Below are 12,996 nucleotides of genomic sequence, written 5' to 3'. Positions count from 1 at the left end.
TTAATTCACATCACATTATTGTTGATGTTTAAGGATAAATTGACCTTTAGGCGATACCGGGAAACCCTGCTCAATGTCATAAATAACATCACCACGCAGAATGGTTTTCGTAATGCGCGCGCCAATTGTACGGCCTACATACGGGCTGACTTTATGGCGATATTCCAGGTCTTCGTTCTTCAGAACGTATTTGCTGTCAGGTTGAATAAAGACGAAGTCGGCGTCTTTACCCGGGGCGATACGTCCCTTCTGCTTCAGACCAAAAATATCGGCGGCATTGGTTGCCATCAATTTCGCGAACAGCGGCAACGACATACCGCGTTTTTGCACGGCTTCATCAAACATAACGTCCATGCAGTTCTGCAGTCCGGCGATGCCGCCCCACGCCTGCATGATATTGCCGGCTTTCATTTCCGGCGGGCATGGAGAGTGGTCGGAAACCAGGCAGTCAATTTCACCGTTAAACAGCTTTTCCCACATACCTTGCTGATTTTGCAAATCGCGGATCGGTGGAGAACATTTCGCCAGGGTGCCAATCTCTTCAAACTGATCGGTATCCAGCACGAAATAATGCGGGCAAGATTCGCAGGTCACATCTTGACCTTCCTGACGGGCGCGGGTTACTTCTTCCACGCCTTCCGGACTGCTGATATGGCAGACATGCAGGCGACAACCAGCAACTTTCGCCAGATACAGTACGCGACGAATCGCTTCCACTTCGGTAAACACCGGGCGTGAGGCCACATAGTCATGCGCCGTGACGCGACCTTCGCGTTTAGCTTCCTCACCAAGCTCGTCACAGATGAGCGCGTTTTCGCAATGCACCAGTACCGTCTGATTCATTTCCGCCAGCTTCTGCGCGCCTTTGTAGAACTGCCAGTCGTTCACATCGCGGAAATCATTATCGATACCGCGGTCACCGCAGGTGGCAACAAAGCATTTAAAGCCAACGACACCGACGTCATCCAGTTCGTGCAAACGATCGAGGTTGTAAGAAACCAGCCCCCCAAGCTGCGCGGCATCAATGGTCAACTTGCCTTTGGCCGCATCAAATTTCAGTTCGATGGTTTCACGATCCACCGTTGCTGGCAGTTGGTTGAGGGGCATTTCGATCATCGTGGTGATACCGCCTTTTGCCGCGGCACGCGTCCCTGTCTCATACCCTTCCCAATGGGTACGACCTGGCTCAGAGATATGGGTATGCGCATCAACCATACCAGGTGAAACTACCAGACCCGTCGCATCCATAACCTGCTTCGCCTCCCCCAGATTCTCGCCAATGGCGGCGATTTTTCCAGCGTGGACGGCAATATCAACAATTCGAGCTTCATTTTCTAAAATAACAGTACCGTTCTTAATAATTAAATCAAAAGACATAACGAACTCCTTGTATGGATACAGATAATTTTTATAAATAACTCACGCTTAAATAAGCGCTTACTGATTTCATCACATCTGCCCTGTGGCTTTTTGCGCTCCGGCTGATTCAGCAACCGTTCTTTTCTTCAGCAAGGCATAGGCGATAAATGCGACAATAACGCCAACAAACCACGACACTCGCGATAACGGTTCGAGGAGAGGAATAAATTTACCCCCCAGTGAAAGAATGACTGCCACTAACGTTACGGAGAAAGCTGTCAGATTAAATCCGTTTTCATAATATTGGTAATCACCGCTGGCGGTATATAATTCATCAAGATTAATCTTACCGCGCATCACGACAAAATAATGCGCTAACATAACGCCAATAACGGGACCAAGCATCCCACCAATGATATCCAGAAACAGATAAATACTGCTCTGATTTTCCATTAACTTCCACGGACAAATCAGCAAACTAATAATACTGGCAATCAATACACCATTTTTATACGTTAATTTAGTAGGTGCAATAGCGGCAATCTGATAACCAGCCAGAATAATATTACCAGTGGCATTCGTAGAGATTGTCGTCATCAAAATAACCAGTACCGCAAAAAACGAAGCAAATAAGCTGTCCCAACGCTGGACGATATCCAGAACATTCCACGTATCCATTCCGTAATGAATACTGGCTCCGGCGATAATACACACGCTGGCAATGGCAAATAGCACGTATGCGACAATTAGCCCCAGCGTCTGACCCAACGCTTGTTCACGAAATGAGTGGGCATTTTGCGTGAAGTCGGATGCGCTTACCGCCGGAGCGGCCCATACTGCAACGACTGCATTAATCACTACCAGGAACAGGAATCCGCTGTTGCCCGCCTTTTGCACACCACCGGGAATGTAGTCCAGAATCGGTCCAATTCCTACCAGTGATATCGCCCAGATAGCCATCCCGCCGAATACAATATAAATACAGGGGTTGAGGATTGCGGTAAATTTGTTTAATACCTTACCACCACCAAAACCAATACCGACGTTAATGAGCCAAAAAATAAGAAATGTAATCAGCCCCGGCAGAGAAAGCCCCAATAAGGTAAAGTCACCGCCCAACGTTAAAAACCCTGGCCATATCTTGCCAATCAAAATAAGAAAGGCCAGCGATCCGGCGTAACACTGTAGACCGAACCACATGATTGCAGCAATTCCCCCTCTTAATAATCCTGGGAATAGCGCTCCACGGACACCATACGAGCCCCGCAAAATCATGGCAAAAGGTACGCCGTATTTACTTCCGGCTGCACCGTTCATTACCATAACTAACGCAATAAACAATGCACTAATAATAATAGCCAGCATAATGCTGAATGTAGAAAGCCCAAGAATAAAGAATCCGCCAACCATAACGTAATTAGGTACGTTATGCACAGAACCCATCCATAATGTAAAATAGTTGAATGTTTTCCAGTTTCGTTGCTCGGCCGTTTTTGGTAATAAATCGTCACTATAACCACGTTGTTGGTATAGTTCTCTTTGATGTTCCATAAATCCCTCTTGTCACGTATCGGATAACGTTGTAATGGGTTTAGCTATGCGGAACAAAAACAATAAAGAAATAAGTTAAATAGTTTTAATTATGTTTTTATGCTGAAGCAATGACTGTCGTTGCTTTCTTTTTATATAACGTAACGGCCGCAAAAATAAGCGTTCCGGTAACAACCAGACAAGCGGAGATCACAAAGCTTATTTCTTTAGAACCAGTCAAATCAGAAATAAATCCGGTTAATGTTGGCGCAATAACCGCTGAGCTCATGCCAAAGAAGTTAAACAGGCTAAATGCTCTGCCCAACGTTTTTGACGACGCTTGCTCAGAAACAAAGGAGATCAGAATCGGATCGACCGCCATTTTGCCCAGTAAACCGTACAGAGTCAGGCTGACCATCAGCATAGTGGTATTCGGCGATAGCACCGTAAATACCAGCATTGCGGCGGCCATAATTTCCAGACCAAGAATGACTTTGACTTTGCTGTTGCGAAACTTATCGGACAGATGACTAAAGAACAATGCGCCCGGGACACCCACCACGGCGACTAGCGCCGAGGCCACCCCAATTGCGCCGCCATCAAATCCTCTTTCGGTCTGCAGATAAGACGGAAGCCAGGTCACGATCAGGTAATAGCCATAGCAGGTACAGAAGTAGAGGAAGTACACGCTACATAACAGACCTGAAAACAGAGGCGGACTCTTTTCTTCTGACGCCGTTACCGTTTGAATTTTCTGGTCTGCAGCAGGGGTAATGACTCCAACTTACTGATAGTGTTTTATGTTCAAATAATGCCCGATGACCTTGTCATGCAACTCCACCGATTTTGAGAACGACAGTGACTTCCGTCCCAGCCTTGCCAGATGTTGTCTCAGATTCAGGTTATGTCGCTCAATGGGGAGCCCGCAGAATTCGGAAAAAATCGTACGCTAAGGTTTTCCGGGCATCCGTAAGGGCCGAAACTTCCCGTCTTCCAGTCTGCGGCTCTGCCGCCAGACGTAATCGCCGGTTAGGTTGATGTGCTCCCAGCCCAGCGGCGACAGGAATTGCAGCAGCTCGCCGTCCACCGGCTTGCCGGCCTCGACCAACCCCTGGGTGGCGCGTTCCAGGTACACCGTGTTCCACAGCACGATAGCCGCCGTCACCAGGTTGAGGCCGCTGGCCCGGTAGCGCTGCTGCTCGAAGCTCCGATCCCTGATTTCCCCAAGGCGGTTGAAGAACACCGCCCTGGCCAGCGAGTTGCGCGCCTCACCTTTGTTCAGGCCGGCATGCACGCGGCGGCGCAGTTCAACACTTTGCAGCCAGTCCAGGATGAACAGCGTGCGCTCGATCCGGCCCAGCTCGCGCAGGGCCACGGCCAGTCCGTTCTGGCGCGGGTAGCTGCCGAGCTTGCGCAGCATCAGCGAGGCGGTGACGGTGCCCTGCTTGATCGAGCTGGCCAGGCGCAGGATGTCGTCCCAGTGGGCACGCACGTGCTTGATGTTCAGGGTGCCGCCGATCAGCGGGCGCAACGTCGGGTAGGCTTGCACGCCCTGCGGCACGTACAGCTTGGTTTCGCCGAGGTCGCGGATGCGCGGCGCGAAGCGGAAGCCTAGCAGGTGCATCAGGGCAAAGACGTGATCGGTGAAGCCGGCCGTGTCGGTGTAGTGCTCCTCGATCCGCAGGTCGGACTCGTGGTACAGCAGGCCGTCGAGCACATAGGTGGAATCGCGGACGCCGACATTCACCACGCGGGTGCTGAACGGCGCGTACTGGTCGGAGATATGGGTATAGAACAGCCGTCCCGGCTCGCTACCGTACTTCGGGTTGACGTGCCCGGTGCTCTCGCCCCGGCCACCCGCGCGGAAGCGCTGGCCATCGGAGGATGAGGTCGTGCCGTCGCCCCAGTGGGCGGCAAAGGCGTGGCGATACTGGTGGTTGACCAGCTCGGCCAAGGCCGCCGAATAGGTTTCGTCGCGGATGTGCCAGGCTTGCAGCCAGGACAGCTTGGCGTAGGTCAGGCCGGGGCTCGACTCGGCCATCTTGGTCAGCCCGAGGTTGATCGCATCACCGAGGATTGCGGACAGCAGCAACGTCCTGTCTTTGGCCTCGGCCCCGTCCTTCAAGTGGGTGAAGTGGCGGCTGAAGCCCGTCCAGTCGTCCACGTCCATCAGCAGTTCGGTGATCTTGATGCGCGGCAGTAACTGGCTGGTTTGGTCGATCAGCGCCTGCGCCCGATCCGGCACCGCCGCATCCAGCGGGGTGATTTTCAGCCCTGACTCGGTGAGGATGGCATCGGGCAGCTCGTTGTCCTTGGCCAGGCGGGTGACGGTGGCCAACTGCTCGTCCAGCAGCTGCAAACGCTCTTCCAGGTACTGGTCGCTGTTCGGGTTGATCGCCAGGGGCAGGGCCTGCTCGCGCTTGAGTGCGGCGAACTTCTCGGCCGGCAGCAGGTAGTCGTCGAAGTCGCGGAACTGCCGCGAGCCCTTGACCCAGATGTCGCCGGAGCGCAGGGCGTTCTTCAGCTCGGACAGGGCGCAGATTTCGTAGAATTTCCGGTCGAGGCCTTCCGGGGTGATCACCAGCGGCTTCCAGCGCGGCTTGATGAAGGCCGTGGGTGCATCGGCCGGCACCTTGCGCAGGTTGTCGGCGTTCATCTCACGCAGGGTCTGCACGGCTGCCAGCACGCCTTGCGCGGCCGGCCCGTGCTGTTCCCCAACTTTTCGCTCGGCGAAGAGTATGAACATGCGCCGCCGGCGACGAATCGCCAAATCTCACCGTATCTCCCGAGCGGACGATTTCGCACCGGTCTGCCCGTCGAAGGGCTTGCGATCGAACGGGGCGACCTTTTCTATGCATGTCCGCGAGCCAGCGTCTTTTATGGCACGGCGCTCGACGCCGACCTTCGGACGCGCGGCGTAAGCACGCTTGTCATGGCCGGGATAAGCACCACCGGCGTTGTTCTTTCAAGCGTCGCCTGGGCTAGTGATGCGGACTACGACGTGCGTTTGGTCCAGGACTGCTGCTACGACCCGGATCGGGATGCCCACGAAGCTCTGTTGCGTTCCGGGTTCGGCGGACGTGTACAGGTCGTGTAATTTTCGGGCCTCGCATGATCGCGGCCATAGCCGCAGGTGGATTGGTGCGAGGCAGGGCCAGTCCAAGTCAGGGTGCGGTCATCGCGGCGCCTGCAACTCTCAAAAACCCATCGCCGTAGCGGAGGTCTTGTAATCGCATGTCATTACGCACGCCCGATTTATTGTTCACAGCGATAGCACCTGCCATTTGGGGCAGCACCTACATTGTCACCACCCAATACCTGCCGAACTTCTCACCGATGACGGTCGCGATGCTGCGGGCGTTGCCGGCGGGTTTATTGCTCGTGATGATCGTCCGACAGATTCCAACGGGAATCTGGTGGATGCGCATCTTCATCCTCGGCGCACTTAATATTTCGCTATTCTGGAGCTTGTTGTTTATTTCGGTCTACCGCCTGCCGGGCGGGGTCGCGGCGACGGTAGGCGCTGTGCAGCCGCTGATGGTCGTGTTCATCTCTGCCGCTCTGCTAGGTAGCCCGATACGATTGATGGCGGTCCTGGGGGCTATTTGCGGAACTGCGGGCGTGGCGCTGTTGGTGTTGACACCAAACGCAGCGCTAGATCCTGTCGGCGTCGCAGCGGGCCTGGCGGGGGCGGTTTCCATGGCGTTCGGAACCGTGCTGACCCGCAAGTGGCAACCTCCCGTGCCTCTGCTCACCTTTACCGCCTGGCAACTGGCGGCCGGAGGACTTCTGCTCGTTCCAGTAGCTTTAGTGTTTGATCCGCCAATCCCGATGCCTACAGGAACCAATGTTCTCGGCCTGGCGTGGCTCGGCCTGATCGGAGCGGGTTTAACCTACTTCCTTTGGTTCCGGGGGATCTCGCGACTCGAACCTACAGTTGTTTCCTTACTGGGCTTTCTCAGCCCGGGGACCGCCGTGTTGCTAGGATGGTTGTTCTTGGATCAGACGCTGAGTGCGCTTCAAATCATCGGCGTCCTGCTCGTGATCGGGAGTATCTGGCTGGGCCAACGTTCCAACCGCACTCCTAGGGCGCGTATAGCTTGCCGGAAGTCGCCTTGACCCGCATGGCATAGGCCTATCGTTTCCACGATCAGCGATCGGCTCGTTGCCCTGCGCCGCTCCAAAGCCCGCGACGCAGCGCCGGCAGGCAGAGCAAGTAGAGGGCAGCGCCTGCAATCCATGCCCACCCGTTCCACGTTGTTATAGAAGCCGCATAGATCGCCGTGAAGAGGAGGGGTCCGACGATCGAGGTCAGGCTGGTGAGCGCCGCCAGTGAGCCTTGCAGCTGCCCCTGACGTTCCTCATCCACCTGCCTGGACAACATTGCTTGCAGCGCCGGCATTCCGATGCCACCCGAAGCAAGCAGGACCATGATCGGGAACGCCATCCATCCCCGTGTCGCGAAGGCAAGCAGGATGTAGCCTGTGCCGTCGGCAATCATTCCGAGCATGAGTGCCCGCCTTTCGCCGAGCCGGGCGGCTACAGGGCCGGTGATCATTGCCTGGGCGAGTGAATGCAGAATGCCAAATGCGGCAAGCGAAATGCCGATCGTGGTCGCGTCCCAGTGAAAGCGATCCTCGCCGAAAATGACCCAAAGCGCGGCCGGCACCTGTCCGACAAGTTGCATGATGAAGAAGACCGCCATCAGGGCGGCGACGACGGTCATGCCCCGGGCCCACCGGAACGAAGCGAGCGGGTTGAGAGCCTCCCGGCGTAACGGCCGGCGTTCGCCTTTGTGCGACTCCGGCAAAAGGAAACAGCCCGTCAGGAAATTGAGGCCGTTCAAGGCTGCCGCGGCGAAGAACGGAGCGTGGGGGGAGAAACCGCCCATCAGCCCACCGAGCACAGGTCCCGCGACCATCCCGAACCCGAAACAGGCGCTCATGAAGCCGAAGTGCCGCGCGCGCTCATCGCCATCAGTGATATCGGCAATATAAGCGCCGGCTACCGCCCCAGTCGCCCCGGTGATGCCGGCCACGATCCGCCCGATATAGAGAACCCAAAGGAAAGGCGCCGTCGCCATGATGGCGTAGTCGACAGCAGCGCCGGCCAGCGAGACGAGCAAGACCGGCCGCCGCCCGAAACGATCCGACAGCGCGCCCAGCACAGGTGCGCAGGCAAATTGCATCAACGCATACAGCGCCAGCAGAATGCCATAGTGGGCGGTGACGTCGTTCGAGTGAACCAGATCGCGCAGGAGGCCCGGCAGCACCGGCATAATCAGGCCGATGCCGACAGCGTCGAGCGCGACAGTGCTCAGAATTACGATCAGGGGTCTGTTGGGTTTCACGTCTGGCCTCCGGACCAGCCTCCGCTGGTCCGATTGAACGCGCGGATTCTTTATCACTGATAAGTTGGTGGACATATTATGTTTATCAGTGATAAAGTGTCAAGCATGACAAAGTTGCAGCCGAATACAGTGATCCGTGCCGCCCTGGACCTGTTGAACGAGGTCGGCGTAGACGGTCTGACGACACGCAAACTGGCGGAACGGTTGGGGGTTCAGCAGCCGGCGCTTTACTGGCACTTCAGGAACAAGCGGGCGCTGCTCGACGCACTGGCCGAAGCCATGCTGGCGGAGAATCATACGCATTCGGTGCCGAGAGCCGACGACGACTGGCGCTCATTTCTGATCGGGAATGCCCGCAGCTTCAGGCAGGCGCTGCTCGCCTACCGCGATGGCGCGCGCATCCATGCCGGCACGCGACCGGGCGCACCGCAGATGGAAACGGCCGACGCGCAGCTTCGCTTCCTCTGCGAGGCGGGTTTTTCGGCCGGGGACGCCGTCAATGCGCTGATGACAATCAGCTACTTCACTGTTGGGGCCGTGCTTGAGGAGCAGGCCGGCGACAGCGATGCCGGCGAGCGCGGCGGCACCGTTGAACAGGCTCCGCTCTCGCCGCTGTTGCGGGCCGCGATAGACGCCTTCGACGAAGCCGGTCCGGACGCAGCGTTCGAGCAGGGACTCGCGGTGATTGTCGATGGATTGGCGAAAAGGAGGCTCGTTGTCAGGAACGTTGAAGGACCGAGAAAGGGTGACGATTGATCAGGACCGCTGCCGGAGCGCAACCCACTCACTACAGCAGAGCCATGTAGACAACATCCCCTCCCCCTTTCCACCGCGTCAGACGCCCGTAGCAGCCCGCTACGGGCTTTTTCATGCCCTGCCCTAGCGTCCAAGCCTCACGGCCGCGCTCGGCCTCTCTGGCGGCCTTCTGGCGCTCCTGCTGCGGCGTCCGCTCGTGGGCCGTGGCGCGGGTCCGCGCGCCGGCCTCGTGCGCCTGGCGCTCGCGGGCGAGGTCCAGGGCGGCCGTCTTCACGTTCTGCCTTGCGCAGATGAGATAGATCTAGCGTGGACTCAAGGCTCTCGCGAATGGCTCGCGTTGGAAACTTTCATTGACACTTGAGGGGCACCGCAGGGAAATTCTCGTCCTTGCGAGAACCGGCTATGTCGTGCTGCGCATCGAGCCTGCGCCCTTGGCTTGTCTCGCCCCTCTCCGCGTCGCTACGGGGCTTCCAGCGCCTTTCCGACGCTCACCGGGCTGGTTGCCCTCGCCGCTGGGCTGGCGGCCGTCTATGGCCCTGCAAACGCGCCAGAAACGCCGTCGAAGCCGTGTGCGAGACACCGCGGCCGCCGGCGTTGTGGATACCTCGCGGAAAACTTGGCCCTCACTGACAGATGAGGGGCGCGATCCTTGACACTTGAGGGGCAGAGTGCTGACAGATGAGGGGCGCACCTATTGACATTTGAGGGGCTGTCCACAGGCAGAAAATCCAGCATTTGCAAGGGTTTCCGCCCGTTTTTCGGCCACCGCTAACCTGTCTTTTAACCTGCTTTTAAACCAATATTTGGGGTCTGACGCTCAGTGGAACGAAAACTCACGTTAAGCAACGTTTTCTGCCTCTGACGCCTCTTTTAATGGTCTCAGATGTCCTTTGGTCACCAGTTCTGCCAGCGTGAAGGAATAATGGCCGAGCATATTGATATGTCCGTGGCAAAGCGGGGAGAGGCGTGCGATATCTTCATCATTCAGTGTTTCACCCTGCGCCCGGAGATGATCCAGGGCTGCCTGCATATAAATAGTGTTCCATAACACGACGGCGTTAGTGACCAGCCCCAGTGCGCCCAGTTGATCTTCCTGACCGTCGGTATATCGTTTTCTTATCTCACCTTTTTGACCGTGACAGATGGCTCTGGCAACGGCATGGCGACTTTCTCCCCGATTAAGCTGGGTCAGAATGCGCCGGCGGTAATCTTCATCATCAATATAATTAAGCAGATACAGCGTTTTGTTGATGCGCCCCACTTCAATGATTGCCTGAGTCAGTCCGGAAGGACGTTCACTTTTCAGCAATGAACGGACCAGCACTGAAGCCTGTACTTTGCCCAGCTTCAGGGAGCCAGCGGTCCGGATCATTTCGTCCCACTGAAGGACTATTTTTCGGGGATCTGATTGCCCTCTGGCAATATCATTCAGCACGCCATAGTCGGCATCATGGTCCATTCGCCAGAAAACCGAAGCACCGGCATCAGCCAGGCGTGGAGAAAACTGGTATCCCAGCAGCCAGAAAAGGCCAAAGACAAGTTCGCTGGCACCTGCTGTATCGGTCATAATTTCGGTTGGATTCAGCCCGGTCTCCTGTTCCAGAAGACCTTCCAGCACAAAGATAGAGTCCCTCAGCGTCCCCGGTATAACGATGCCATGAAAGCCGGAATACTGATCGGACACAAAGTTGTACCAGGTGATCCCTCTGTTATTACCAAAGTATTTGCGGTTCGGTCCGGCATTGATTGTTCTGACTGGCGTAACAAAGCGCATTCCATCTGCAGATGCCACTTCTCCTCCACCCCATATCTGTGCCAGTGGCAGCGTTGCCTGAAAATCAACCAGTCTGGCATTAGCGCTGGTGATAGTTTCAGCCCGCAGATAGTTCGCTTTTGTCCAGTTCAGCCGGTGTCGGGTCAGTGCAGGAACATTTGATCTGATCAGTGGTTCCAGACCGATATTGCAGGCTTCAGCCATCAGCACGGCGCTGATGCTGACGGGCAGATCATCAACTCTGGCACTGGCTTCACTAGCATGGAAAAACTCATCAGCAAATCCGGTATGGGCGTTAATTTCGAGCAGCAACTCCGTTAAATCCACCGGAGGGAGTAGATCACTGATCATTTTGCTCAGTCGTTTCAGACTGTCCGGCTCATCAAGACTGGCGAGGGGAGAAATTGTCAACCGGGGCTTCGGGCCAGAAACATCGAGTTCGACAGCCTCATTTTCGCAAAGACGTGCAGCAACCTGTCTGTAACGACTATCAAGCTGATGACCCAGAGATTTTATTGCTTCCTGCGGGTCTGTCGGGTGCCCCAAAGAACGATAAACCTTAATCCGGTTTGCCTGCCAGTCAGCACCCTGTAGTAATCTTGCACGAGGATCTCCCCACCGGTTACTGCCGGTAACGTAGACATCCCTCCGCCTCAGACTATCCTGCAGTTTACTGAGAAAGCAGAGCGTGTATCCCCTGCGGGTGATATGTTTTTCCTTGTTAATCACCAGCCGTTTCCATGACCGACTGATAATTTCCGTTGGTGCGTCGTCAAAAAACTGCCGCCGTGAGCTGAACTCCCGGCTGAGGTAGTCACAGGCATTCAGAGTGGTAACCCCGGCAGGTGCGGATGAAAATTTAACGGTATTCAGCAGATGGGGCAGGAAACGACGAACGCGCCCGTACTGCTCCACCATTTCTTCATGAAAATTATCGTCTGAGGGCCGGGCAATTTCACGGACAAGCGTGATGATTTCAGCCAGCTTTTGCCTTGGGATGTAGCTGAACACCTCAGCACGAATCGATTCGTCCGGTGTTTCTTCTTTCAGCAGGTACGAACATGCGCTGGCGAGCGCCAATGCAGATTTATCCAGATCCTTCAGCGAGCGGAGCCGTTTTTTCTGCCCAATCTTTCTGGCGTCACGGATGATAACGGCCAGCATGGCGTCCAGAACGTCCAATGCATCATCCAGCGCCAGCGTTTCCCATGCAAGGACAAAGGCAACCAGAACCGCCATCCTTTTCTGCGGTGACATCCTGGCAATATTGAACACCGAAGTCATACCAGCATAACGTGCGAGATTTTTCAGGCGCACAGCCGGGAGTGTACTCAGGTTTTCAGCATGCAGGCCAAAATCGTTCAGAGTTTTCCAGCGTTCAATTGCTTCATTAAACGCCGGACCACTGATGGTCACAGGGCCCTTTTTCAGTGATTCCAGTAAAGACAGGCGGCTGCAATCAGTTGGCCCCAGCAGCATCTCCAGCTGTGAACGCTGTTCGGCTGACGGTATCAGTGCCAGTTTGTTCCACAGGCGCAACGTCGCCTTTTCCCTTACCTCTGAAATCAACCGGGTCAGCGTAGTGGCTCCGGGGAGAATAATACGATGTTGCATAAGCCACCCTGTCGCCAGATCGAAAAGCAGGCCAGGACGTTCGTTGCTTATCCAGCTCCGGGTATATAAAAGACGGGTAAGGCGAAATGTCCAGGGCCAGGCAAATTCACGATACTGATAGTGCTGACGTATCAGCGCTGCATGCTCACGGCGGGTATTTTCCCTCTGACCGTATTCTGCAAGAACGGTGATATCACGAATCCCGAGCTGTCTGGCGGTAAAATGCCGGACGCCGGAAGGAATATGATTCATATCGGTGAGGAAGGTGCCCAGAAAACGGACACATCCAATTTGCAGGGCAATGCCCAGACGGTTGTGATCACCTCTGCTTTTTCCGATAAATTCCTTGTCTGCTTCATCAAGGTGAAAATATCGTGCCAGCTGAAGCTCATCCGGTTCACCGGTGAATCTGCCATAGCTTTCAGTCTGCTCAGTGGTCAGAAAGTCAACGGGCATATCGGCCTCCCTGCCTGACGGGCATTTAGTAACATTTTTGCAACCGTACGAAATGTTATAAATTATCGGACATCGTAAAACTGTTACATTAATATGTCTATTAAATCGTAAATTTGTAATAATAGACATGAGTTGTCCGATATTCGATTTAAGGTAC

8 protein-coding genes and 3 pseudogenes are annotated in these 12,996 nt (G+C 55.2%); 3 read left to right on the top strand and 8 right to left on the bottom strand.

All coding sequences use genetic code 11. The features are described 5' to 3' along the window. Positions 1-15: 15 nt before the first annotated feature. The 5 genes and pseudogenes from allB to WN16_RS09845 all read right to left on the bottom strand — a co-directional run. On the bottom strand, positions 16-1,377 hold the full coding sequence (gene allB, locus WN16_RS09865; RefSeq protein WP_044699426.1) for an allantoinase AllB: 1,362 nt from the start codon (positions 1,375-1,377) through the stop codon (positions 16-18). 72 nt (positions 1,378-1,449) lie between these two features. Continuing rightward, complete coding sequence (locus WN16_RS09860) at positions 1,450-2,910, bottom strand: putative allantoin permease (protein WP_088169110.1); 1,461 nt, start codon at positions 2,908-2,910, stop codon at positions 1,450-1,452. A 97-nt stretch (positions 2,911-3,007) separates the two neighbouring features. Then, positions 3,008-3,652: pseudogene (locus WN16_RS09855) on the bottom strand (MFS transporter); the annotation flags it as partial. A 21-nt stretch (positions 3,653-3,673) separates the two neighbouring features. Next, positions 3,674-3,805 (bottom strand): annotated as a pseudogene (locus WN16_RS09850) (IS1 family transposase); the annotation flags it as partial. A 33-nt stretch (positions 3,806-3,838) separates the two neighbouring features. After that, positions 3,839-5,590: pseudogene (locus WN16_RS09845) on the bottom strand (Tn3-like element TnAs1 family transposase); the annotation flags it as partial. A gap of 3 nt (positions 5,591-5,593) precedes the next feature. Between WN16_RS09845 and WN16_RS09840 the strand changes: the two are divergent. Together WN16_RS09840 and WN16_RS09835 are read left to right on the top strand one after the other, a co-directional pair. Further along, positions 5,594-5,986: an isochorismatase family cysteine hydrolase gene (locus WN16_RS09840; protein ID WP_001351729.1), complete on the top strand. Its 393-nt coding sequence runs from the start codon at positions 5,594-5,596 to the stop codon at positions 5,984-5,986. A 137-nt stretch (positions 5,987-6,123) separates the two neighbouring features. Further along, a complete protein-coding gene (locus WN16_RS09835; protein WP_000058717.1) occupies positions 6,124-7,008 on the top strand; it encodes an EamA family transporter in 885 nt (294 codons plus the stop codon). 31 nt (positions 7,009-7,039) lie between these two features. On the opposite strand, the gene tet(A) is transcribed toward WN16_RS09835, so the two are convergent. Then, positions 7,040-8,239: a tetracycline efflux MFS transporter Tet(A) gene (gene tet(A), locus WN16_RS09830; protein ID WP_000804064.1), complete on the bottom strand. Its 1,200-nt coding sequence runs from the start codon at positions 8,237-8,239 to the stop codon at positions 7,040-7,042. A 105-nt stretch (positions 8,240-8,344) separates the two neighbouring features. Here tet(A) and tetR(A) point away from each other — a divergent pair, with 105 nt between their 5' ends. After that, positions 8,345-8,995, top strand: a complete 651-nt coding sequence (gene tetR(A) / locus WN16_RS09825) for a tetracycline resistance transcriptional repressor TetR(A) (RefSeq protein ID WP_000164043.1) — start codon at positions 8,345-8,347, stop codon at positions 8,993-8,995. Positions 8,996-9,026: 31 nt separating this feature from the next. Here the strand turns inward: tetR(A) and WN16_RS09820 are convergent, their stop codons facing one another. Further along, complete coding sequence (locus WN16_RS09820; protein WP_000844627.1) at positions 9,027-9,269, bottom strand: transposase; 243 nt, start codon at positions 9,267-9,269, stop codon at positions 9,027-9,029. A gap of 564 nt (positions 9,270-9,833) precedes the next feature. Continuing rightward, the gene (locus tag WN16_RS09810; RefSeq protein ID WP_001143759.1) at positions 9,834-12,839 is read right to left on the bottom strand and encodes a Tn3-like element Tn3 family transposase; all 3,006 of its coding nucleotides are present in this window, start codon (positions 12,837-12,839) and stop codon (positions 9,834-9,836) included. Positions 12,840-12,996: the final 157 nt, after the last annotated feature.

Origin of the sequence: Citrobacter sp. ABFQG, assembly GCF_004322975.1 — a bacterium.
GTDB classification, from domain to species: Bacteria; Pseudomonadota; Gammaproteobacteria; order Enterobacterales; family Enterobacteriaceae; genus Citrobacter; species Citrobacter freundii.
This window is presented reverse-complemented; position numbering and strand designations above follow the sequence as displayed.

Bases quoted from the DNA above. Each gene is read 5' to 3' on its own strand.
- allB (WP_044699426.1), bottom strand. From the start codon at position 1,377: ATGTCTTTTGATTTAATTATTAAGAACGGTACTGTTATTTTAGAAAAT.
- WN16_RS09860 (WP_088169110.1), bottom strand. From the start codon at position 2,910: ATGGAACATCAAAGAGAACTATACCAACAACGTGGTTATAGTGACGAT.
- WN16_RS09835 (WP_000058717.1), top strand. From the start codon at position 6,124: ATGTCATTACGCACGCCCGATTTATTGTTCACAGCGATAGCACCTGCC.
- WN16_RS09810 (WP_001143759.1), bottom strand. From the start codon at position 12,839: ATGCCCGTTGACTTTCTGACCACTGAGCAGACTGAAAGCTATGGCAGA.